This is a genomic window from Phaeobacter sp. G2 (assembly GCA_025163595.1).
GTDB lineage: Bacteria > Pseudomonadota > Alphaproteobacteria > Rhodobacterales > Rhodobacteraceae > Pseudophaeobacter.
Window position 1 is genome coordinate 25,890 of sequence record CP104104.1, and the last position, 22,690, is coordinate 48,579.

At 58.6% G+C, this 22,690-nt stretch carries 24 protein-coding genes and 1 tRNA gene; 10 read left to right on the plus strand and 15 right to left on the minus strand.

Features of this window, described 5'->3' with window-relative positions; translation table 11 throughout:
* Positions 1-83: 83 nt before the first annotated feature.
* The 4 genes from arsB (at position 84) to arsJ (ending at position 4,390) form a co-directional block, all read left to right on the plus strand.
* Complete coding sequence (arsB, locus tag N1037_22000) at positions 84-1,133, plus strand: ACR3 family arsenite efflux transporter (protein ID UWS81907.1); 1,050 nt, start codon at positions 84-86, stop codon at positions 1,131-1,133.
* 142 nt (positions 1,134-1,275) lie between these two features.
* Positions 1,276-2,109, plus strand: coding sequence for a helix-turn-helix domain-containing protein (locus N1037_22005; GenBank protein UWS81908.1), 834 nt, complete (start codon positions 1,276-1,278; stop codon positions 2,107-2,109).
* Between the two features lie 8 nt (positions 2,110-2,117).
* The gene (locus N1037_22010; GenBank protein ID UWS81909.1) at positions 2,118-3,119 is read left to right on the plus strand and encodes an ArsJ-associated glyceraldehyde-3-phosphate dehydrogenase; all 1,002 of its coding nucleotides are present in this window, start codon (positions 2,118-2,120) and stop codon (positions 3,117-3,119) included.
* The gene (gene arsJ, locus N1037_22015) at positions 3,116-4,390 is read left to right on the plus strand and encodes an organoarsenical effux MFS transporter ArsJ (protein ID UWS81910.1); all 1,275 of its coding nucleotides are present in this window, start codon (positions 3,116-3,118) and stop codon (positions 4,388-4,390) included. The genes N1037_22010 and arsJ overlap by 4 nt, the downstream gene beginning before the upstream one ends.
* A gap of 75 nt (positions 4,391-4,465) precedes the next feature.
* On the opposite strand, the gene N1037_22020 is transcribed toward arsJ, so the two are convergent.
* Positions 4,466-5,014, minus strand: a complete 549-nt coding sequence (locus N1037_22020; protein UWS81911.1) for a YaeQ family protein — start codon at positions 5,012-5,014, stop codon at positions 4,466-4,468.
* A 401-nt stretch (positions 5,015-5,415) separates the two neighbouring features.
* Here N1037_22020 and N1037_22025 point away from each other — a divergent pair.
* Both N1037_22025 and N1037_22030 read left to right on the plus strand, forming a co-directional pair.
* Positions 5,416-5,490 (plus strand) — tRNA-Glu (locus N1037_22025).
* Between the two features lie 158 nt (positions 5,491-5,648).
* Entirely contained in the window at positions 5,649-6,767 is a 1,119-nt protein-coding gene (locus N1037_22030; protein UWS81912.1) for a glycine cleavage system protein T, read from the plus strand.
* Positions 6,768-6,891: 124 nt separating this feature from the next.
* Here N1037_22030 and N1037_22035 read toward each other — a convergent pair whose 3' ends face one another.
* From N1037_22035 to N1037_22055, 5 genes are all read right to left on the minus strand, one after another.
* Positions 6,892-7,914, minus strand: coding sequence for a GGDEF domain-containing protein (locus tag N1037_22035; protein ID UWS81913.1), 1,023 nt, complete (start codon positions 7,912-7,914; stop codon positions 6,892-6,894).
* Complete coding sequence (locus tag N1037_22040; GenBank protein UWS81914.1) at positions 7,911-8,498, minus strand: heme NO-binding domain-containing protein; 588 nt, start codon at positions 8,496-8,498, stop codon at positions 7,911-7,913. The genes N1037_22035 and N1037_22040 overlap by 4 nt, the downstream gene beginning before the upstream one ends.
* Before the next feature lie 589 nt (positions 8,499-9,087).
* On the minus strand, positions 9,088-10,641 hold the full coding sequence (locus N1037_22045) for a trimethylamine methyltransferase family protein (protein UWS81915.1): 1,554 nt from the start codon (positions 10,639-10,641) through the stop codon (positions 9,088-9,090).
* Between the two features lie 309 nt (positions 10,642-10,950).
* Positions 10,951-11,640 (minus strand): HAD family hydrolase, encoded by a 690-nt coding sequence (locus tag N1037_22050; GenBank protein ID UWS81916.1) that lies wholly within the window; start codon positions 11,638-11,640, stop codon positions 10,951-10,953.
* A gap of 94 nt (positions 11,641-11,734) precedes the next feature.
* The gene (locus tag N1037_22055) at positions 11,735-12,019 is read right to left on the minus strand and encodes a DUF3572 domain-containing protein (protein ID UWS81917.1); all 285 of its coding nucleotides are present in this window, start codon (positions 12,017-12,019) and stop codon (positions 11,735-11,737) included.
* Positions 12,020-12,134: 115 nt separating this feature from the next.
* Here N1037_22055 and N1037_22060 point away from each other — a divergent pair, with 115 nt between their 5' ends.
* The gene (locus tag N1037_22060) at positions 12,135-13,589 is read left to right on the plus strand and encodes a diguanylate cyclase (protein ID UWS81918.1); all 1,455 of its coding nucleotides are present in this window, start codon (positions 12,135-12,137) and stop codon (positions 13,587-13,589) included.
* Positions 13,590-13,691: 102 nt separating this feature from the next.
* Here N1037_22060 and N1037_22065 read toward each other — a convergent pair whose 3' ends face one another.
* The 4 genes from N1037_22065 to N1037_22080 form a co-directional block, all read right to left on the minus strand.
* Positions 13,692-14,189 carry a periplasmic heavy metal sensor gene (locus N1037_22065; protein ID UWS81919.1) on the minus strand — a complete coding sequence of 166 codons (498 nt, stop codon included), beginning with the start codon at positions 14,187-14,189 and terminating at the stop codon, positions 13,692-13,694.
* Complete coding sequence (locus N1037_22070; protein UWS81920.1) at positions 14,186-14,602, minus strand: hypothetical protein; 417 nt, start codon at positions 14,600-14,602, stop codon at positions 14,186-14,188. The genes N1037_22065 and N1037_22070 overlap by 4 nt, the downstream gene beginning before the upstream one ends.
* Positions 14,595-15,140: an RNA polymerase sigma factor gene (locus tag N1037_22075; protein ID UWS81943.1), complete on the minus strand. Its 546-nt coding sequence runs from the start codon at positions 15,138-15,140 to the stop codon at positions 14,595-14,597. The genes N1037_22070 and N1037_22075 overlap by 8 nt, the downstream gene beginning before the upstream one ends.
* Positions 15,141-15,297: 157 nt before the next feature.
* Complete coding sequence (locus N1037_22080) at positions 15,298-15,792, minus strand: EF-hand domain-containing protein (protein UWS81921.1); 495 nt, start codon at positions 15,790-15,792, stop codon at positions 15,298-15,300.
* A 199-nt stretch (positions 15,793-15,991) separates the two neighbouring features.
* Here N1037_22080 and N1037_22085 point away from each other — a divergent pair, with 199 nt between their 5' ends.
* Together N1037_22085 and N1037_22090 are read left to right on the plus strand one after the other, a co-directional pair.
* On the plus strand, positions 15,992-16,414 hold the full coding sequence (locus tag N1037_22085) for a DUF983 domain-containing protein (protein UWS81922.1): 423 nt from the start codon (positions 15,992-15,994) through the stop codon (positions 16,412-16,414).
* A gap of 57 nt (positions 16,415-16,471) precedes the next feature.
* Positions 16,472-17,203, plus strand: coding sequence for an NUDIX hydrolase (locus N1037_22090; GenBank protein ID UWS81923.1), 732 nt, complete (start codon positions 16,472-16,474; stop codon positions 17,201-17,203).
* Between the two features lie 23 nt (positions 17,204-17,226).
* Here the strand turns inward: N1037_22090 and N1037_22095 are convergent, their stop codons facing one another.
* The 3 genes from N1037_22095 to N1037_22105 are packed head-to-tail and all read right to left on the minus strand — an operon-like array spanning position 17,227 to position 19,321.
* Positions 17,227-18,129 carry a DMT family transporter gene (locus N1037_22095; protein ID UWS81924.1) on the minus strand — a complete coding sequence of 301 codons (903 nt, stop codon included), beginning with the start codon at positions 18,127-18,129 and terminating at the stop codon, positions 17,227-17,229.
* A gap of 18 nt (positions 18,130-18,147) precedes the next feature.
* Positions 18,148-19,077, minus strand: coding sequence for a fatty acid desaturase (locus N1037_22100; protein UWS81925.1), 930 nt, complete (start codon positions 19,075-19,077; stop codon positions 18,148-18,150).
* Positions 19,070-19,321 carry a DUF2061 domain-containing protein gene (locus tag N1037_22105; protein ID UWS81926.1) on the minus strand — a complete coding sequence of 84 codons (252 nt, stop codon included), beginning with the start codon at positions 19,319-19,321 and terminating at the stop codon, positions 19,070-19,072. The genes N1037_22100 and N1037_22105 overlap by 8 nt, the downstream gene beginning before the upstream one ends.
* Positions 19,322-19,431: 110 nt before the next feature.
* On the opposite strand from N1037_22105, the gene N1037_22110 reads away from it, so the two are divergent.
* The gene (locus N1037_22110; protein ID UWS81927.1) at positions 19,432-20,295 is read left to right on the plus strand and encodes a helix-turn-helix domain-containing protein; all 864 of its coding nucleotides are present in this window, start codon (positions 19,432-19,434) and stop codon (positions 20,293-20,295) included.
* Positions 20,296-20,433: 138 nt separating this feature from the next.
* Here N1037_22110 and N1037_22115 read toward each other — a convergent pair whose 3' ends face one another.
* Both N1037_22115 and N1037_22120 read right to left on the minus strand, forming a co-directional pair.
* The gene (locus N1037_22115) at positions 20,434-21,207 is read right to left on the minus strand and encodes an SDR family oxidoreductase (GenBank protein UWS81928.1); all 774 of its coding nucleotides are present in this window, start codon (positions 21,205-21,207) and stop codon (positions 20,434-20,436) included.
* The gene (locus tag N1037_22120) at positions 21,204-22,679 is read right to left on the minus strand and encodes a carnitine 3-dehydrogenase (GenBank protein UWS81929.1); all 1,476 of its coding nucleotides are present in this window, start codon (positions 22,677-22,679) and stop codon (positions 21,204-21,206) included. The genes N1037_22115 and N1037_22120 overlap by 4 nt, the downstream gene beginning before the upstream one ends.
* Positions 22,680-22,690 lie beyond the last annotated feature (11 nt).

Consider the following 22,690-nt stretch of genomic DNA (forward strand, 5'->3'; position numbering starts at 1 on the left):
GGTTTGGATCCTCTGTGCTTGTATCTGCATGCGGGAGGTGAGCGGGCTGTCTTTGGGCCGCCGTGGCCACAAAGGACCTATCTATGAGCACCACCCCTGCCCCGACCGATTCTGCTATTGGATTTTTTGAACGCTACCTGACCGTCTGGATTGCGCTTGCCATGGCCGCAGGCATTGCACTGGGGTCCTTTGCGCCGGGTGTGGTCAATGCCATTGCCGCAGCTGAGGTCTATTCGATCAATCTGGTTGTGGCGGTGCTGATCTGGGCCATGGTCTATCCGATGATGGTTGGTGTTGATTTTGGCGCGGTCTCTGGCGTTGCCCGCCAGCCCAAGGGCTTGCTGGTGACGCTTGTGGTCAATTGGCTGATCAAACCCTTTACCATGGCCTTTTTGGCGGTGTTGTTCTTTGACACCCTGTTTGCCCCCTGGATCGCGCCTGAGGATGCGGCGCAATATACCGCCGGGCTGATCCTGTTGGGGGCAGCGCCCTGTACTGCCATGGTTTTTGTCTGGTCGCAGCTCACCCGTGGGGATGCCACCTATACGCTGGTGCAGGTCTCGGTGAATGATCTGATCATGGTGGTGGCCTTTGCCCCAATCGTGGCCTTTTTGCTGGGGGTGACAGAGATCTCGGTGCCCTGGTCCACTCTGGTTCTGGCCACCCTGCTTTATGTGGTGCTGCCTTTGATTGCTGGCCTTATCACCCGGCGCATTCTGGGCGGGAAAGAGGCGATTGATGCCTTTAATGCCCGCGTCAAACCTTTGTCCATCATCGGTTTGATCGCCACAGTGGTGATCCTGTTTGGTCTGCAGGGAGAGGTAATCCTGGCCAAGCCCATGGTGATCGCGCTGATAGCTGTGCCCATCCTTATTCAAAGTTACGGCATGTTTGCGCTCGCCTATGGGGCTGCCCATGTGCTGAAGGTTCCCCACCGCATCGCAGCCCCCTGTGCAATGATCGCCACCTCAAATTTCTTTGAACTGGCCGTGGCGGTTGCGATCAGCCTGTTTGGCCTGCACTCTGGGGCCGCACTGGCCACCGTTGTCGGCGTGCTGGTCGAAGTGCCTGTCATGTTGTCGCTGGTGGCTTTTGCCAATCGGACCCGCAGCAGGTTCCCGTCCCATAGCTAACGCCTGATCGGCGGCAGCCCTGATCGGCAATCTTGATCAGAGCTGTGCCGAGGTGCCCCTTTCCTTACCGGTCCTGCGGTGTCCGTTCTTTTGGGACATAAAACCATTGCCACAGATTATCTATTTCGATAATACGTGAAATATGGAAGAACAGATTCCCCTCCGCTTGTCCATCCTAGGGCATCCCCAGCGCCTTGCGGTGTTTCGCCTGCTGATGCGGCGTTACCCCGATCACGTCGCCGCCGGCGAGATCAGCGCGGCTTTGGATATCAAGGCCAGCACATTATCGTCATATCTTTCTGCTTTGATGCAGGCGGATCTGGTGACCAAAACCCGCACCGGCACCTGGCTGCGGTATCAGGTCAACATTGACACGACACGTAAAACGCTCGACGCGCTATATCTGGACTGCTGTAGGGGCCGCCCGGATTTGTGCACATCCTTTCAGCAGTCTGCTGCGTCAGAGGAAAGACAAATGACTGACCGGAAATACAACGTTCTCTTTATTTGCACGGGCAATTCCGCCCGCTCCATTTTTGCCGAAGCCATCCTGAACGCAAAAGGCCAGGATCGGTTCCAGGTCTATTCAGCCGGCACCACGCCGCAGTCCAGCCTCAACCCTATTGCGGTCGAGATGCTTAAATCCAAAGGTCACGATGTGAGCGGTCTGCGGTCCAAGAACATCGAGGAGTTCATGGGCGAAGATGCGCCGCAGTTCGACTTTGTCTTTACCGTTTGTGACCAGGCCGCAAATGAGCAATGCCCCACCTGGGAGGGTCAGCCGATCAGCGCCCATTGGGGTATGCCCGACCCGGTCAAGGCCACAGGCACCGATGCCGAAAAGAGCCTCGCCTTCCATCAAGCCTACGGGGTGTTGTTGCACCGGCTGCAGGGGTTTGCTGCCCTGCCGATTGGCCAGTTGGATCGTATTTCCCTGCAAAACGCCGTCGATAAGATCGCGCTGACTTCCGAGTAGGACAAACCATGACCACCTATGCACTGAACGGCCTTGGCCGAATGGGCAAGCTTGCGCTGAAACCACTGCTGGAGAGCGGGGCTGAAATAGCTTGGATCAATGATGCAGTCGGCAGTCCTGAGATGCATGCGCATCTGCTGGAATTTGACTCGGTGCATGGTCGCTGGGACGCCGCGTTCAGCCATGATGCGACCTCCATCATCATCAATGGTACCCGCCTGCCAACCCATTGTGAACGCCGCCTTGAGGATTTGCCGCTGGAAGGTGTCGACGTGGTGATCGATTGCACCGGCGTATTCAAAACAGAGGCCAAGCTGGCACCCTATTTTGAAGCCGGCGTCAAAAAGGTCGTGGTCTCTGCCCCGGTCAAGGATGGCGATGCCGCCAATATCGTCGTTGGGGTAAATGATGACAGCTACCAACCCGATCGCCACCGGATCATCACCGCCGCCAGTTGCACCACCAATTGCCTGGCCCCGGTGGTCAAGGTGATCCACGAAACGCTTGGCATCAAACACGGCTCGATCACCACCATCCATGACGTGACCAACACCCAGACCATTGTGGACCGGCCCGCCAAAGACCTGCGCCGGGCGCGTTCTGCGCTGACCAATCTGATCCCGACCACCACCGGCAGCGCCACGGCGATCACGTTGATCTACCCCGAGCTGGCGGGCAAGCTGAACGGCCATGCGGTACGGGTGCCACTGCTGAATGCCTCGATCACCGATTGTGTGTTTGAGGTGGAGCGCGAAACCTCCGCAGAAGAGGTCAACGCCCTGTTCAAGGCAGCCTCCGAAGACGGCCCGCTCAAAGGGATTCTCGGCTATGAGACCCGTCCGCTGGTCTCTGCCGATTACACCAATGACCAGCGCTCCAGCATTGTGGACGCGCCGTCGACCATGGTGATCAATGGCACCCAGGTAAAGATCTACGCCTGGTATGACAATGAAATGGGTTATGCCTATCGGCTGGTGGATGTGGCCCGCATGGTTGGGGATCAGCTGTGACACAGAAAACCGGATTGGCGGCCTATATCGCGGTCACGGCCTCCTATTGGGCCTTTATGTTGACCGATGGCGCCTTGCGGATGTTGGTGCTGTTGCATTTTCACAGCCTCGGGTTTTCGCCGGTGCAGTTGGCCTATCTCTTTGTGCTCTATGAGATTGCCGGCATGGTGACCAATCTGTCAGCGGGCTGGATCGCGGCGCGGTTTGGGCTGGCGGCGACGCTTTATGCGGGGCTTTCCCTGCAGGTTGTTGCCCTGTTGCTGCTGACACAGCTGGACCCCAGCTGGCAGATCGGTGCCTCTGTCACCTTTGTGATGCTGGTTCAGGGCCTGTCAGGCGTGGCCAAAGATCTGGCAAAAATGTCGTCCAAATCCGCCGTCAAGCTGCTCGCCCCTACCCAGGGCGACGGGCTGTTTCGCTGGGTCGCGGTGCTGACCGGATCAAAAAACGCGGTCAAAGGTCTGGGCTTTTTGCTGGGGGCTGCGCTGCTTGCCTTTGCCGGGTTCACCTGGGCTGTCCTTGGCATGGCGGTGATCCTCGCGGTGATCCTTGCTGCGGCTCTGCTGGCCATGCCGCAGGGCTTGCCAGTGGGCCGTAAGGGGGCAAAATTCACCGAGGTCTTTTCAAAGTCGCGCAATGTGAACTGGCTGTCTGCCGCGCGGGTGTTTTTGTTTGGCGCACGTGACATCTGGTTTGTTGTCGGCATTCCGGTCTATTTCTACGCGGTGTTTTCGGATGGCAGCGAGGCGGGCAACCGGGCAGCGTTTTTCCTGATTGGCAGCTTCATGGCGGTCTGGACGATTTTGTACGGCGCCATTCAGGCCTCTGCTCCGCGTATTCTACAGGCGGCAACGCGCAGTGAAGCCGAGCTGATCGCAGCAGCCCGGACCTGGGCCATGGCGCTGGCCGTGGTGCCTGCAGGGCTTGCCCTGGCGGTGCTGCTGGCCGGGGAGCCGAGGCTGTGGCTCACAGTGACGCTGGTTGCAGGTTTGCTGGCATTTGGCGCTATTTTTGCGGTCAATTCTTCACTGCATTCCTATCTGATCCTCGCCTTCACCAAGGCCGAGCGGGTGACGATGGATGTGGGGTTCTACTATATGGCAAACGCCGCAGGACGATTGGCCGGCACTGTGCTGTCTGGGCTGACCTATCAGCTCGGCGGATTGGCAGCCTGCCTCGCCACTGCGGCGGCAATGGTTGTTCTCAGCGCTGTTGCAGCTGGTCAGTTGCAGGGTAGGATCCCTGACAGGCCAGCTGGCGCAGGGGCGTGAAACAGGCCGCGAACCCTGCAGCAGTACGTCCTGACAGGCTGTCGATCCTTGGTCGTCTGGACTGCTGCCCGGAGCTTAATGACCGGCATCTTTCCATGTGGTCGGGGTCAGATAAAGAATGGCATCATCAACACTCACCATTACCTCGCCGTCCTGAATATTCACCTGCAATTTCATGGAGCGGCTTGCAAGTTTTTCCAGCCCTTGGGTGTCCGCCTCCGACAGATTAATAACCGTCAGATTATCAAACCGGGTGGTGCTGTTCTTGATCTTGTCCCACCAGGTTTCCGCTGTTCTGCCACCGTAGCAATAGATAATCACCTCATTGGCTTTGCCGCAGGATTGACGCACCACCTTGTCGCTGGGCAGCCCCAGCGCCACCCATAATTCCAGCTCACCGCTGAGGCTTTTCTGCCAGATGTCCGGTTCGTCATCTGTGGACAGCCCCTTGGTCAGCTCCAAATGCTCATGTGCGTTCAAGGCAAAGGCAAGAAGGCGCACCATCAATCGTTCATCCGTCTCCGAAGGATGTTTGGCGACGGTCAGCTTGTGGGTCTCATAGTAGTGACGATCCATATCGGATACGGACAGTTCAACTTTGTAGATGGTGGATTTTTGCGCCATGGTTTGCCCCGATATAGCGAAGATAGGGATGCCTAGTGCGTCTGGCAGGGGGGTGAAAGGAAATAAAGGGATTTTGGGAAAAAAGCACACAGAGAGAAGCCTAGCCGGGCGAGGTAGGAGGCGGCCGTGATTTATGGCTCAGCGATCTGGTTCTTTAGGGCGCTGACCCTGGACGGCCTGCCCCTTTGGCGGCGCCGGGGCGGCGCAAAGTGCCATGGGGTGTTTTGTCCGATCAAAAAAATCTGGGATATGCAGAAGCGTCAAACCCCTTGAATTGGGGATTATTCACGTTTGTTCAGGTGCTTAACCCGAATTCTATAGGCGGATAGAAAACCCGCCATTTTAAAATTTTAGCCCTTGCGCAACTGCCAGTGACTAAGTAATACACCGACACCAACAGTGGCCCGTTCGTCTATCGGTTAGGACGTCAGGTTTTCAACCTGAAAAGAGGGGTTCGACTCCCCTACGGGCTGCCACTTTCCTTCCTTTCATCAGAATATTACCTGTTGGGCGAGACCACTTTCAGGGGTTTGAACCAGAGCGCATCTGGTGTTCGGTCACTGCGCTGCTTTGGGGCTGGAAAATCCACTGTTTCTGGCTAATACCTTGGGTATCTAGCGCAGCAGGAGACGCCATGACACTGCAGATCGGCATCGGCCCGAATACACGCAAATCTGTGTATTTTGACGCAACCCTTGCAGATGGGGTGGAAAGTTTTTCTGTCTATAATCATATGCTTATACCCGCTCATTTTGGAAATCCGCAGGCGGAATATGACAGCCTGATGACTGGGGTTTCGATGTGGGACGTGGCTGCGCAGCGGCAGATTGAAATTTCCGGGCCCGATGCCCGCGCCTTGATCCAATACCTCACCACCCGTGACATGGGCAAAACCAGGATCGGCCAAGGCCGCTATGTGCCAATCTGCGATCACGCAGGCACGCTGATTAACGATCCGGTGCTTCTGATGCTGGCGGAAAACCGCTATTGGCTGTCCATTGCTGACAGCGATATCGGGCTCTGGGCCAGCGCCATTGCTGCCGAACGCGGGCTGGATGTGAAGGTGCATGAACCGGATGTGTCGCCGCTGGCGATTCAGGGCCCCAGGGCTGAAGCGCTGGTGGCAGAGCTGTTTGGCGATTGGATCAAAGATCTTGCGTACTTCGGTTTCAAACAGACTGATCTACGGGGCATTCCCCTGATCCTGTCCCGATCCGGCTGGTCAAAACAGGGGGGATTTGAGCTCTACCTGCAAGACGGCAGTCGCGGGTCCGAGCTGTGGGCCATCGTGAAAGATGCCGGCGCAGCCTACGGCATTCGCCCTGGCGCTCCCAATGATCTGGAGCGTATCGAAAGCGGGTTGGTGTCCTATGGTGCAGATGGGCGCATCCAAGTAAATCCTTGTAATCCGTTTGAAATATCGCTGGGAAAACTGGTGGATCTGGACCGGCCGGATGACTTTGTTGGTAAAGCCGCGCTGCAAAAGATCAAAGCAGAGGGCGTCAAACGTCGCCGTGTGGGCTATATGATTTCCGGGGCTCCTCTAGAGAGCTTTGAACATTCCTTGCCGGTTCAGACATCTGATGGCCAGATTGTCGGCCTGCTCAGCGAAGCGATCCATTCGCCGCGATTTGAGGGAAATATCGGGGTTGGAATGATCGCCGCGGAAATATCGGATGATGCCGCAGACCTTGAGGTCATGCTGGATCACACACCGTGCAGTGTCACCATTCGCGCCTTGCCCTTCAAGTAATTCAGCGGACGCGTGAGTAGGGTTTGGCCGCCGCAGTCGAGGCCAAACCCGGTGCGGAAAAACTCTGGCTGCACAGGACCACCCAGGGCCGCTCAGGCTGGCTCAGCTTGTTCTTTGTGGTGGTTCAGGCCTGGCTTTGTGCGGCGACTTGCGGCTCGTCTTTTTGCATGCCCTGCTCAAAAAACAGATGCTGCGAGCGCCCTGCCCGTTTCGCGGCATAAAGCGCCATATCTGCCTGATGCAACATGGCGGCAGCCTCAATCGGGGCTGGATTCCAGGACGACAGTGTGGTGCCTGCACTGGCGGAAATCTTGCACAGCTTGCCGCCGTAGGGCACAGGCTCTTCCAGGCGACGGATCAAACGTTTTGACAGGGCCTCAAGGACTTTTGGCTCATTAACGCCTTCAAAAATGATGACAAATTCATCGCCGCCAACACGGGCCACCGTATCGGTATGGCGGGTGCAATCGACCATCACCTGAGCAACACTTTGTAAAACTGCATCCCCGGCTGCATGCCCGAGAGTGTCATTGACCTCTTTGAAATAATCAAGGTCCACATGCATCAGGGCAAAATCTGTGCCAGAGCCAATCAGGCGCGCCAAGATATGATCCATGGCCCGCCGGTTCTTGAGACCGGTCAGGGTATCGGTAAAGGCTTGTTCTTCTGCGGCAATCTTGGCCCCTTGCAGCCGCAGGTTCAACTGCCGCGATGCCTCCATGGCGGCCGATTTTGCCTCCACCAGATATAACATTTCGATTGTCAGGTCCGTAGGGGAAAAATCCGCGCTGGTCAGATCATAGTCGCGCACGGCCTCAAGCACGGAAATGCCAAACGAGAGGTTGATCAGCGCACCTTTGCCACCTGGCAGCGGTGCCAAGACGCCTTTTAGGCTGGTTTGCGGTGACTCGCGAAACTGCATGTGCAACTTGGCGCCTGCTGTCTTCAGAAGATCGTCCATGGAATTGACCCAACGGGGGCGCAGCAGGTCAAAAACCTCAAAGAACTTCACGCCCTTCCAACTCATGTCAGGGCGGAGTTTTTTCAACGTCGGTCCTGCAAAGTGAATGCGCCCGCCGGCGTCTACGACAAGGTACATCGGGCAAATTTGGTCAATGATACCGGTCAACTCATCCGCGGTCATCATAGGGCATGGGCTCCCAAGTCAAAAGTGCGTCCTTCGGCAAAATCCGTTTCAACCAGCGTGATCGAGATCACCTCTGCTCCGTCTTGGGTGCCGCGATGGTCCAGTATAACCAAGTCGCCATAATCATCTGCCATTGCCCGCAGAACGCCCATTAAAACATGGGCGAACCCCGGCAGGCCCGGTTGGCAGACCAGATCAAATTGCCCTGGTGAATTCTCAACCAGTTCAATCGCAGGTAGGTGCAGATCGGCCACGGCCAAACGGGCGCGGTCTGGCAGATCATCCAGCGAATGCAGGAATTCCACATAGTTGACGCCGCCAAATCGCAGCAGTCGCCGCAGTGCCTCCACTTGCGGGTTTGACACCAGGAAAGTACCGGTGTCCTCAAGAATTTCAGGCAGCGGGCGTTCAAGCTGTTTTTCCATAGCGGCGAGCATCTTGTTGGATTGCTCTTCTGTATAGAACAACATGGCTTCGAACTGAGCAAAGCCAAGATCCGCAGTATCCATAATATGACTCCACCGTTCTTCCCCGTAGGTACTGACGACGAATGCCTGAATCGCTCTGTTGATCAGACCATGCATAAATTGGCCCCTTGTTACACCTTACCCATATTTGGCTCCGGATCGTTAAGATACGCCGAACAAATAAAGTTTGACGGAATTTCAGATCCAGTTCCTGTTTTGGAGCGCCCCGTGTTCTGGTTTTTCAACAGTAACATTTTCCGGGCAGTCCTCAAAAAAAAGGCGCACCGCAAACAGTACTGACATTCGCTCCGTTGCTCAGCGCGAGCCCCCCTTCCGAGTCGCTCGACACATATTGCATGGGGGACATACCCTTTTACGCCGGAGCAGGGAAGAAAAACCACAGGTCAGCGGCCCAACTGTGGCAAGGAAGTCCCCAGAAAATAGGCTTTCAACAGGGGGCGCGTAACGGCGCTCAGCTGCTAAACATGCTAACTTACTAATTTCATTATTGAAAAATTGGGCTTTTTCGACAGAAGGCTCGTAGCTTCAATTGAGATAAGAAAGTACTATAAATCATAGGTTGAAAGCCATTGACCTGCAGGCTCTTCGCCCTACCCCAGAGATCCCAAAATCTGCTGTTAGCGCGCCCTTGGGACTGTGCCGAACAACAGCTCCTAAATTTTTGAGGTCGCCTACCTGTGGAATTTTAAAAATCAGTTGGCGCTCCGCCTTCTGATTTTCGACGCGCAACAAAATCCTTCAATTCCTCATGCAGGGCGTCGTCCAGCGGTGGCGGGGTGAACTCCTGCAGAATATCCTTGTAGATCTTGTTGGCCCGCTCCGGTGTCCAAACAGCGCCAGCCGCCTCCCAGGCCTCATAGTTGCGCCAATCGCTCAGGTAGGGCTGGTAAAAGGCGGTGGCATAGCGGTCCTGGGTGTGTTGGATGCCAAAGAAGTGCCCTTCGTTTCCAACCTCGCGCACGGCATCAAAGGCAATCTCATCCGGTCCGGTGGCGCAGATTTCCGGCTGCATATAGCGTTGAATCTGCTGCAGGACTTCGCAGTCCATAATGAATTTCTCCGGGCTGGCGATCAGCCCGCCTTCCAGCCAACCGGCTGCGTGGTACACCATATTGGTTCCCGACTGCACCGCCGCCCAGAGCGAATTTGAGGTCTCCCACATGGCCTGCCCGTCCGGCACATTGGCAGCACAAACCCCGGAAGAGCGCATCGGCAGGCCGTAATGGCGCGCCATCTGCCCGGTCATCTGGGTGGCGCGCATGTATTCAGGAGTGCCAAAGGCCGGGGCGCCGGATTTCATATCCACATTTGAGGTAAAGGTGCCAATGGCACAGGGAGTGCCGGGGCGGACATATTGAAACAGCGCAATGGCACAGAGCGCCTCGGCCAGGCTTTGCGCCACCGCCCCAGCCATGGTGACAGGCGCCATCGCCCCCGCCAGGGTAAAAGGCGTCACCACCACTGCCTGCCCCCGACGCACCAGCCGCAGGCAGCCGTCAATCATCGGATAGTCGTGCTTCAACGGCGAGGTGGAGTTGATATTGGTATACATCCGCGGCGTGGCTTCGAATTCTTCATCCGTCAGCCCCCCGGCGATGCGCACCATTTCCATCACATCTTCGACCCGCTCTTTGCCCAGCGAATAGGCATGCATGGCCTTGTCGGTCAGCGTCAGCTTGTCATAGAGCACGTCCAGATGGCGCACCGAGGCGTGGATATCCACCGGTTCCACCGGGTAGCCGCCGGCAAAGTGGATGCAGTTGAAATACTGGGTCAGCTTCAACAGGTTGCGGCACTGTTCGCGATTTCCTGCGACCTTCTTGCCAAGATCCAGATCCCAGTAGTTCGGCGGCGAGGAGACATTGCCAAAGAGCAGGTTGTTGCCGCCGATCGGGATTGTGCGGTCTGGATTGCGTGGGGTGATGGTGAACTGATCTGGTGCCTTGCCAACCATCTCCATGACAAACGCACGGTCCATCCGCACCAGATCGCCCTCGACCCGGCAGCCGGCCTGTTTCAAGATTTCCAGCGCTTCCGGGTTGAGAAAGACAATGCCGATCTCTTCCAGGATTCGCATGGCACCATCGTGGATTGCGGCAACACCTTCTTCGGTCAGGGGTTCAATGGGGCGGTCAATGTTTTGCGGAATACGCCAGGGCATCTGCTGCAAGGCTGCCGTGCCGCGCCGTGCTGCCGCGCCTGCACGTCCGCCCCCTCGTCTACCTTTATCCCGTGCCATGAGCCTCTCCTTGGTGGTTCTGAGCGAACGCCCCGACCTGTGCCGCGCGCCACCGGGCACCCCCCGGCTAGAGTCGCAGCAGGCCCAATCCCGGCGGGCAGCGGCTGCCAGTTCACGACATCTCCTGTCGTTTTTCCACCTCAGCCCAGTCGAAACACTCTTTTCTGTACAGATGTGCCCAGTTCTCCACAGCCCAATCCTAAACAGGGCCGTTCTAAACAGACTTGCCCGCCCCACAGCAGGCAGAGGTCGACAGCGCCGACCGCCGAAGTGCAAAAGCTTAGATAGGAAACGGCCTGCCGCGCGCCGTTAGCGGTCCAGCCATTCCGGGATATGACCGATATGCGGCAGCACCACATCCGCATGAGGCGCAAGATCGCCATGCGCTGCCATGCCGGTCAGCACGCCGATCCGGGTCATGCCGGCCGCCTTGCCGGCGATGAGATCGTGCAGACTGTCCCCCACCATGGCGGTCTGTTCTGGGGCCACGCCCGTTGCCGCACAAAAGGCCAGCAGAGGATCCGCATCCGGTTTGGCCCCATGGCCACTGTCAAAGCCGGCGACAAAGGCAAAACGATCCAGCACACCAGAGCGTTCAAGCTGGCTAATGGCAGAAACTTCTGCATCATTGGTCATCACCCCCAGCACCTTGCCACGGGCCAGCAGCCCATCCAGAAAGGCCGCCAATGGCACCGCCTCACTCAGCGCGGCGGTGGCTGCGCTCTGGGCCAGGAACCGCTCCAGCTCGGCCTCTTGCATCTGTGTCACAAAAGGTGCCAGCACAGCGGCCACCTCACCATTGGTGCCGGCAATGACCAGGCTGTCCGCCCGAAAAGCCTGCTGCGCCAGGTCAAAACTTACCGCATCGGCCATCTCCGCCGCCCGCGCCGGATCTCCCTGGCTCAGCTGCGCCAGCATATCCGCAGCCCAGGAATTCCAGGTGGCGGAGAAATCAAACAGGGTTCCGTCCTTGTCGAAGAGAAAAGCATCTACCGGCATGGGTTTTCCTTGCGCCTAGTCATCAGGGTCATCTGGCGCGGACCGTATCGGCAAAATTGGGTGGCGCAAGTTTTTTCTGGTCGGGCCTGTGGCCTCAGGTCCAATGCATCTGTGCGCCGCCCGGCAGCGCCATCCGCGCCAGCATCGGCAGCTCATAGGCGATTCCTGCCTGATCGCAGAATTCGACCACCCAGGCATCGTCCATCGTTAAGAAATCGAGCAGCGAGCCCAAAAACGCAGGATCAGCGGCATTTTCCCGCAGATCCGCCTCTGCTGCGCCAGTGGCGCCCATAAACACTGGTAACAACTCATCATTTGTCATCAGCCAGGCGAGCGCCTTAAGCGCGATCACCTCTGCCTGATCGGCGGAAACCTGCATGATGACCTCATTCCTGACATGTTGCGGACAAATTAGTAAAAACCCGAAACAGTTTATTAACCAGTCTGGCGGAAACTTCCAGTGTAACGATCAAAAGGTTCGAAAGGCGATCCGCGTGCAAGGAACAATCCTCGTCATAGATGGTATTTCTACCAACCGCATCATGCTGAAGGTTCAGCTTGCGGAGGCCTGCTATGGTGTGGAACAGGCCGATTGTGTCGCCGATGTGCTGGAGGCAGCGCGCTATTGCCGCCCGGATCTGGTGCTTAGCGCCATGAGCCTGCCGGATGGCACTGCCGCGGATGTGAAGACCGCCCTGCGTCAGGACGAGATGCTCGCGGATATTCCGGTTATCGCCATCACCCAGTCCAATGCCCCGGAACGCCGACTGCATGCACTTTCGGCCGGGATTGATGATGTGCTGCCGCAGCCCGTGGATGATGTCATCCTGCAGGCCCGTATTCGCAGCCTGCTGCGCGCCCGCAGCGCCAACGAAGAATTGCACTTGCAACGGGACGCCTCCCATGGGTTTGTGCTGCCGCTTTCCGACCGTGCCGGCCATGAAGAATGCAGCAGCGCCAGCGTTGCCCTGATTGCCCAGGATAGCAAGACCGCTCAGGCCTGGGCCAAACGGCTGGGTGATCATGTCCCCTACGCGCTGCGCTACCATGATCTGGATGACATCAAACTGATGATGAGCGCGCCGGTGGCAGATGTGTTTATCATCGAGCTGAACGAGATTTCCGCCGGCCCCGGCCTGCGGCTGTTGGCGGATCTGCGCGCCCGTGCCGCCACCCGGCAGTCGGTGGTGATTGCAGTGCCAAACCCAGCGGATCCAATGATCGCCGCCGAGGCGTTGGATCGCGGCGCCCATGATGTCTTGCAGGCTGGGTTTGACGTGGATGAGCTGGCCCTGCGCCTGACCACACAACTCCAATACAAATCACGCAATGACCGGCTGCGCGACAGCGTCCGCAATGGGCTGCGCGCCGCGGTAGAGGATCCGATGACCGGGCTGTACAATCGTCGCTACGCCAAGCCCTTTTTGGATCGCACCGCCAAACGCGCCGCCGAAAGCAACGACAGCTTTGCCCTGATGCTGGCCGATCTGGATCACTTCAAGCAGATCAACGACCAATATGGCCACCCCGCCGGGGATGCGGTGTTGGTCGAGGCCGCCCGGCGGCTACAAGCCCAGATGCGGCCCGTCGATCTGGTGGCGCGGGTGGGCGGCGAAGAATTCATGATCGTGCTGCCCGGCGCCGATGAAATCAGCGCCGGCATCGCCGCCGTGGAGCTGTGCAACGCCATCAACAGCAAGCCCTTTTATGTACCTGGCAGCTCCGAGCCAATCCAGGTGACCATAAGCATTGGCGCTGTGGTTGGCCACGATCTGAGCCGCAAAGAAGAACGCAGCGACTGGGCTGATGCCGCTGACAAACGCGGCCAGGACAGGGGCGCAAGCAATGTGACCGAGCTGATTTCGTTGGCGGATCGGGCGCTGTATGATGCCAAAAATTCCGGCCGCAATCAGGTGACGCTGGGCAAAAACTCAACCGCTGCCGCCTAGGGTCAGGACCCTAAAACAAACACCGGCTCAAAAGAAAAGGCGCCCCGGTTGGGGGCGCTTTTTTCCTTGCGGATTGCGTCAGGCCAACCGGAGAATGCCGATTTAGTGATCGGGGCCTTTGGGATGGCGGGGACGATTGTCCAATTGCTGTTGCATTCGGTCCGCCAGCCCGCGCCGCTCTTTCAGAGGCAACCCTTCAAGACGCCGTTCCCAGGCATCTGCGACACCGCGCATAAAGCTGTGGGTCTCAACAAGATGGGCGTCAACAATGGCACGGACTGCAGCGGTATCCAGCTCATCCGCTCGCATCTGTGCAATCATCTGCTCCATTTCATTGTGGCGGCGGTTGTGCAGGCCTCCGGTTTCACCGCCGTGGTCTTTGACCAGACGGCGGAGCTCTTGGCGCCCCATATCCTTAAAAATGAACCGGCTCAGCATCGGAGGCTTTCCCCTGTGATGATCCTCTTTGCCGTGGAACCGCCAGGCGGTCCCAGCAGCGATGCCGATCACCGCAAGGTTCAGAGCAAGCGACAGGGCCAGAACGACCTTTAGCCAAGGGCGCATGCCGCTCCGCTGGGGGGAGTTTTGGTCATTGCTCATTCGAACACCTCATCGCTCATCAAAAAGCTCACATCATAGTCTAGGTCGGACCCCAGCAGCGATCCGCTGGAATATGAGGCAAAGCTCTCTACCGGGTCGGGGAGGAAAGACGGCGGAGCCAGGCCAATCCAGAGCCCGGACAGACTGGCAACCGCCAGGCCCCCCAAGGCAGGCCAGCCACCAACTGCAGAAATAAATTGCTGCCAGAGCCGCGTGGACAGGCTCTGCGGGTTAAGCCCCGGTTCGCAGCCACCAGGCACCCTGGCATCGACCCTGTCTTGTTGCACTTGCTGCGCATCTGCCAGCATCGCGGCTTGCAACGCCTGTGGCAGCTGGGCGGGTTCACTGCGGGCAGCGGCAAAAAGATCCTCCAGGTGGTCCATATCGCTCAAAGACTTGTGTGTGTCAGTCATCGCTATACCCCAGTTCTTCTCGACGGTTGGCCAGGCATTTGGCCAGCGCCCGTTTGCCGCGCGCGGTCAGGCTTTCGACAGCCTCGACGCTAATCTCCATGATCCCGGAAATCTCCGGGTTTGTCAGTTCTTCCAAGTGGCGCAAGACCACGGCCTGGCGCTGCCGCTCTGGCAGCTGCATCAAGGCCTGTTGCAAGGCATCCTGCCGCGCCAAATCCTGCATCCGATCGGCGGCAGAGGACCCCGGATCCGGTGGTTCTGGTATCGCATCCAGATCCACATCTCTGCCCCGTTTGCGCCGTTTCACGTCGATACAAAGGTTCATCACCACACGGTACAGCCAGGTCGAGACCTTTGCCTTACCCGGCTGCCAATCCGGCGCCATGCGCCACAGGCGCATCATTGCCTCTTGGGTGACGTCTTCGGCCTCGGCTCTGTTGCCAAGAACACGGATCGCAACGCCCAGGGCGCGCGGCGCCAGGCGCTGCATCAATTCAGCAGCGGCAGAAGGGTCGCCATTGGCGTAGAGCACCAGCAGCGCATCATCGTTTGACCCGTTACTCGGCCGGTTACTTGGCCTGCTCGGGGTGCCCTCTGCAGAGGCCCCAGTCACCGAACACATATCCCGCGCTGGCAGCCCCTGGGACAGGGGCTGCGCTGGCAATATTTGGTCAAAGGATAACACAGGGGGTTAATCAGTTTTGCTCCATTTTGCCGCCACGGTCACATGCACCGTCTGGGCCACTACGGTGTTTGCCTCGGCGATGCTGTCTGGCCTGTTCGAACTCTTCTTTGGAGATCGTGCCATTGCCATCGCTGTCGGCGCGTTTGAACATATCCCCGTGGCGACCGCCGCGATTGGCCATTTCGTCCTGGCTCAGCATGCCGTCGCCATCCTTATCAAGATGGTTGATCATGCGTTCAACCCGTTTGGCGGCGCGTTTTTGCGCCCTGACGAGCAGCTCTTCCGTTGAGAGTTTGCCATCTCCATTGCTGTCAGAGGCGCCGAACCGGGTGGCCTTGTGGGCCTGCATCTCGGCCTTGGTGATTTCACCATTACCATCAGTATCAAGCGCTTCGAACGACATCATTGGCCGCATAGCACCGCCACCCGACTGGGCCGTAGCTGTGGTTGCTGCCACTGCGCCCGCGGTTGCAAGGATCACGGCGAGGATTTTGGTCTGTGTCATGTCTGCTCTCCTATGCGTTCCTAAAGCAGCTTTTTGCTGCCGGATACACAGAGTAAACGACGCGATACGGCGTTTCCGTCGCTGCCTGTCGTAAAAAAAATGGTGCCGCAACATTGCGGCATCGGGCCGCAGAGTTTTCCTTTGGCTTTTCTTTACGCCCAAGACCGAAGATCATTGCGGCAAAACCATAGGATTTCCCATGACCCAGTCCCCGGCCTCCGATGCACTTTCAGGCACCCTCGCGAGTGAGACCCGCGCAGAGCGTCCCACCTGGCCTGCGCTTGCCAAAGGCTGGCGGCGCAAATGCCCCTGCTGCGGCAAGGGGGCAGTGCTGCATTCCTACCTTAAACTCAACGACAGGTGCTCGCAATGCGACCTCGACTTTACCCAGGCGCGCGCCGATGATGGGCCTGCCTATCTGACAATCCTGCTGGTTGGCCACCTGATGGCGCCGCTCCTGCATGTGGTCTATTTCACCTGGCGACCAGAACCTCTCGTAACGTTTTCTGTTTTCTCGATTGGCTGTATTGTCTCTTCTCTCTATCTTTTGCCAAGACTAAAAGGGGTTGTGGTCGCCTATCAATGGGCCCGCCGGATGTATGGCTTTGATACAAAAAGCTGACATCCCGCATTAGCAACACACGCGGCCCCAATAACAACATACGGGAGAGGCCAGTCTATGAGCGATACAGCAATTCAGGGCGTGACATCCGAGGACCGCAGCGCGATCCGCAATGCGGCAACAATTATTGCCCTGCGGGACCGGATGGGGGACAATCCAAAGGTCTTGATGGGACAGCGCGGTGCCAAGGCCGCCTTTATGCCCAACAAATTTGTCTTTCCCGGCGGCGCTGTTGATCTGGCTGATGCCACTGTGCCCCTGGCCCAGCCCCTGCCCGAGGTCTGCCGCCTGCGCCTGGCGGAACAGGCCAGCGGCGGGCTGGATCACACCCTGGCCATTGCTGCCATTCGTGAGCTTTGGGAAGAAACCGGGCTGGTCCTGGGGCATCCCGGCGACTGGCCGGACGATGTTGCCGAGGATTGGCAGGACTTTGCTGCCACCGGCCATCTGCCCTCGGCGCGCGCCCTGCAGTTTGTCTTTCGCGCCCTTACGCCTCCCGGTCGCCCCCGGCGTTTTGATGCGCGGTTCTTTTTGATTGATGCCGATGAAATCAGCGGTGATCTGGATGATTTTTCCCGCGCCTCGGACGAGCTGTCGCACCTGCAATGGATCCCGCTGAGCAAGGTGCGCAGCTTTGATTTGCCCTTTATCACCGAGGTGGTTCTGGCCGAAGTTACCGGACGCCTGAAGGATCGCACCCCACCAACAAGCGTGCCCTATTTCTGCAACAACGACGAAGAGAGCCTGTTTTTGCGCCTCAAGGGACAGCCGATGCCCAGCGAGGGCTGAGACAGACCCAGAGGGCCTGCAGTCTAAAGCGCCAATCCCAGCGCCAGAATTGACAACACCAGCAGGCCCATACCAACCACTTCGCGGCGGCTGATCTTTTCTTTGAAGAACAACAGCGAGGCCAGGATGGACAACAGAAGCTCCACCTGCCCCAGCGCTTTTACATAGGCGGCATTCTGCAGGGTAAAGGCCCAGAACCAGCAGAACGATCCCCCCAGGCTGGTCAGACCCACCCAGATCGCCACCCGCCGCGCCTGCCAGACGCGGGTGATCTCGCCCTTTTCGCGCCAGGCCAGCCAGATCACCATCAGCAAGGTCTGCAAGCTGACCACCGAAGCCAGGGTCACAGCCGCCCGGAACACCGGCGCCAGATCCCCCAGCTGCAACGAGGCCCCACGATAGCTAACGGCCGAGAAAGCAAACAGAATCCCGGCCCCAAGCCCCAGTTTTGAGGCCGTGTTGGTGAGGTGGCTCCACCAGGCTCCGGTGGCATCTGGTGGCTTGGACAGCACCAGAACTGCGCTCAGCCCCAACAGGATGGCAACCCAGCCCCAGGCACTGATCGCATCCCCCAGAACGACCAATCCGACAATCGCGGTCTGGATGACCTCGGTCTTTTTGAAGGTGATGCCAACGGCAAAATTGCGCTGTTTGAACAGGGAAACCACGCAGATCGTTGCCAGAATTTGCGACACGCTGCCGATCAGGGCAAACCCCCAGAATTGCCCACTTAGGTGCGGCAGGCTCTGGCCGCTGGCATAAAGGTAAACTGCCAGGCCGCTCAGGATAAAAGGCGCGGAATAGGCAAAGCGGGCAAAGGTTGCGCCGCCGGGGGACAGGGTGACCGCGCTCAGCACCTTCTGCAGCATAAAGCGGAAGGTCTGAAAGGTTGCGGCGGCAATTGTTACGGGTATCCAGGTCAACATAACCGCTCTTATGCAGAGCTAGTCTTTGGAAGACCAGAGCGGATGTGGCACCGGGTCTTTGCTGCGTAGCAGATACCGGGCAAAGACCTCGCCATAGCTGTGGTAGTGATAGCCCTGGTTTGACTGCAGATAGCTGTCGCGGTTTTTGCGGTACAGCCGTGGCAGCGCATGCCAGGGAACGCCCGGATGCAGGTGATGCACCACGTGCAGATTATTGTGCAAAAACAGCCAGGCCAGCGGTCCGCGATCCTCAATCACCACGGTGCGACCGTGGCAATCCTGATGGGCGCGATGCTCCAAAAAGGTGCGGATCTTCACCAGCCCCAGCCCGATATAGGCCCCCAGACAGAGCGCCCAGATTGGTGTTGCCGTTGCCAGGGTGATCCAGACCACCAGCGCCAGGCCCAGCCCATGCAGCGCCCAATCGCGCATCACGCCTGCCTCCCCTGCCCGCGCCAGCCGCCAGTCTTCTGCGATAAAACAGATCTGCCCCAAAAGCGGCCCCAGCAGCACCCGCCCCAACAGGGTGTTGTTGAGCCGCAAAACTCCCCGCCGCCAGCCAGGCATCTGCGCCCAGATTTCGGGATCCTGAAAGTTGCTTTCGGGGTCATCATAGGGGTCTGTCAGCCGCTCGTCGCGGTGATGCGCCAGATGGGTGTCGCGGAACCTGCCATAGGGAATGAACAGGGTCAGCGGCAAAAACAGCAGCGCCTCGTTCAGCAGCCGATTGCGAAACGGATGCCCATGCAGCGCTTCATGGGTCAGCGACGAATGCAGCGCTGCCAATATGCCAAGACACAGCACCGTCAGGCTGAGGCTCAGATCTGGCAGCAGGGTCAACACCAACAGCCACAGAGCATAACACGCAAGGATCAGCCCCAGAGTACCCCACTCCACACCGCGCGGCATCATCATACCACAGTCGATTTCTTGTTGCGGATCAGACATTGGCGCGCGCTCCACCCGGACCTGCTAGCGGACGGGCAACCGCGCTGTGACGTCCCCAGTTGATCCGGGTCCAAACCCGCTCGTAGATCAGATAACTGCCAAACCCCAGTGCGCTATTGATCAAGGCCATGGCGCCACCCAGACTGGCAGAGCCCGTCGCCAGAAACCCAACCAGCGCCATGGAGACCAGACCAATTGCATTCCAGATCAACGCCTTCACAAGGGATCGTTTGCCAGTTTCCATTTGGGTGGTGCTCCTACTGATGCGGTTGAACAAGCAGTAGGGCGACAAGGCGCTTTGCAGAATTCTGAATGTGGTTAACTTTTTTCAGCATTGGTGATATTTATCACCACATGCCGCAAAAAATTGACAAACGCCTTCGAGCCGAACAGTTCCGCCGCCGCCTCATCCGGGCACTCAGCGAAAGCGGGCTGAGCCAAAGTGCCCTGGCGCGGGGCACCGGCGTTGACCGCTCCACCATATCGCAGCTGCTCAAGGATGATGGCGCCCGCCTGCCCAACGCCCATGTTGTTGGCGCCTGCGCTTCTGTGCTTGGCGTTTCGGCCGACTGGCTGTTGTCGCTGTCGGACCGGCCCGAAAGCGCGGCAGAGCTGATGGCCTCCAGCCTGTCATTGAGCGAGGCGCCCAGGGCGCTGGTGGATCAGCGGATCTTTGACTGGCACCGCGAGGCCGCAGGCTACAAAATCCGCCATGTGCCTGCGGCGCTGCCCGATATGCTCAAGACCCGGGCGCTGCTGGAATGGGAATATGCGCCGCATCTGGGGCGCACCGCGGATCAGGCCATTGGCGCCTCCGAGGATCGCCTGTCCTGGATGCGTCAGTCGCAGTCGGACTATGAGATCGCCATGCCGATCTACGAGCTTGAAAGCTTTGCCCATGCCACCGGCTATTATTCCGGTCTGCCGCTGGACATTCGGCTGGAGCAGCTGGACCAGTTCGAACGGCTCACCACTCAGCTCTATCCACGGCTGCGGATCTACCTGTTTGATGCCAAGCGGCTGTTTTCCTCGCCGCTGACCCTCTTTGGCCCCCTGCTCTGCGTGCTCTATGGCGGCAGCCACTATATCGCCTTTCGCGATCGCGATCGGATCGAGGCCTTTACTGGCCATTTTGATCAGCTGATCCGCGAAGCTGATATCACCGCGCGGCAGGTCTCTGGTCGCTTTCGCGCCCTGCGGGCGGCGATCAACGCCTGACTCTTTTCCTGATTCTTTTGCGGTGCCTCGCGCGCTGTGCGTTCTGCTGTGATCCCGTTTCTGGCGTCAGGCGCGCTACGCGCGCCGCTCAGGCTCAAGCCGTAGCAACGGTTTGAGCCTGAGCAGAAAACACTGCGCTCACACTTTGGGGTCCGGGTTTTCCGTATGACCATCCACGGCAATCACCTGTCCGGACACCAGACGCGCCGCATCCGAGCCCAGGAAAACCGCCATATTGGCGATATCCGCCGCCTCGACAAAACTGCGCATCGAGGTGCCGGCCGCATAGCCATCATAGACCTGATCGCGGGTCATGCCCTTGGCGACGGCTTCGCGGTGCAAAACCCCCTCCATACGCGGGCCTTCGACAGCGCCGGGACAGATCACATTGGCGCGAATGCCATAGGGTCCCAGTTCCATCGCCAGGGTTTTGGTCAGCCCGATCATGGCCCATTTGGCCGCCGCATAGGGTGCCCGGTTGGGATAGCCATATTGCCCGGCGGTGGACGAGGTCACAATGATCGACCCTGACTTGGCCGCTTTCATCATCGGGGTGGCGTATTTGGCTGCCAGAAAGGCCCCCTCCAGATTAGTGCTGACGCAGGCGCGCCAGTCCTCCAATGCCACATCCTCGACCAGGGCCGTTGGCCCGGCGATGCCGGCATTGGCACAGAGCACATCTATCCCGCCCCAAACGCTGGCGATCTCAGTAAACAGCGCCTGCACCGAGGCTTCATCCGCGGCATCTGTAACACTGCCGCGCCAACCCGCAGGCAGGTTGGCCACCGTGTCGGGATTAAGGTCGGTGATCCAGACCTCAAACCCGGCCGCAGCAAAGCCCTCTGCCATGGCGCGGCCGATCCCGGCCCCGCCTGCGGTGATCAGCACCCGTTGTTTTGACAGGGCGCTCACCGAGGTGCCCCAATGGCGCGGCCCAGCCCATCGGGCGCTGCAAGCGCGGCATGTGCCGCCGCAAGCTTCACCAGATTGGCCTCGATATGGGCCGCAGGCGGCGCCGAGCGCCGGGTTTTCAGATCCACATGCAGCAACATATGCTCGCCAGTGGCCAGCAGCCGGTCGCCCTCATACATTTCATGCCACAGATGCATCTTCTTGCCTGCCCCCATGATCACCCGGGTTTTAATCTGAATCGGATGACCCGCATGCACCTCGTCGATGTGACGGATATGGGTTTCGGCGGTGAAATAGCTGCCACCATTTGCGATATACTCCGCATCGCAGCCAATGATTGCCATCAGCCGGTCGGTGGACTGCGCAAAGGCATCCAGATAGCGGCTCTCGGTCATATGGCCGTTGTAATCGGTCCAATCCAGCGGCACCACGCGGCTTTGGGTCAGCACTGGCTGGCTCAGGTCGGCAATGTCATCAATGGAATTGACCAGCCCGGCCTCACCTTCCAGCGATTTGTCATGGGCGTTTTGCAACGCCCCTGTGCCCCAGTCATTGGCGCCAAGTGCACGCATCATGCCCACCAGGTTATCGTCACGAATGCGCTCCATCTCGCGGATCGACATGTGGCCTGATTGCGCGTCCGACTGGCCCGCAATCAGATCCACCAGCTCATCGGTGAACTCCGGCACATCCATCAGCTTGGTCCATGGAGAGGTCAGACAGGGGCCAAACTGCGCCATGAAATGTTTCATGCCCGCTTCGCCACCAGCAACACGGTAGGTGTCAAACAGACCCATCTGTGCCCAGCGAATGCCAAAGCCATAGCGAATGGCATTGTCGATTTCCTCGGTGGTGGCGATGCCATCCTTGACCAGCCACAGCGCCTCGCGCCAGACCGCCTCGAGGAAACGATCCGCCACATGGGCGTCGATCTCTTTCTTCAGATGCAAGGGGTACATCCCAATGGAGGAGATGACCTCCTTGGCCCGCGCGATCACCTGCTGCGAATTGGCAGCGGTGGTGACCACTTCGGCCAGCGGCAGCAGGTAGACCGGGTTAAAGGGATGCGCCACCACGATCTGGCCGCCATTGCCGCGCCCCTGTTGCAGCTCGGAGGGTTTGAACCCCGAGGTAGAGGAGCCGATCACCGCATCCGCGTCACAGTGTTTTTCCAGCTCGGCATAGACTTTCTGCTTCAGATCCAGCCGCTCTGGTACGCTTTCCTGGATCCAATCCGCGCCAGACACCGCTTCGGCTAGTTCCGCATGAAAACTCAGGCGGCCCTCATCCGGCAGCGCCACATTGCCGAGCCCCGGCAAGGAGCGGCGCGCATTGTCCAGCACTTCGCCAATTTTGCGCTCGGCCTCGGGGTCCGGGTCAAACACCCGCACATCCCAGCCATTGAGCAAGAACCGCGCGGCCCAGCCGCCGCCAATTACACCACCACCAATGATTGCTGCTATTTTGGTCATTTGATTTTCCT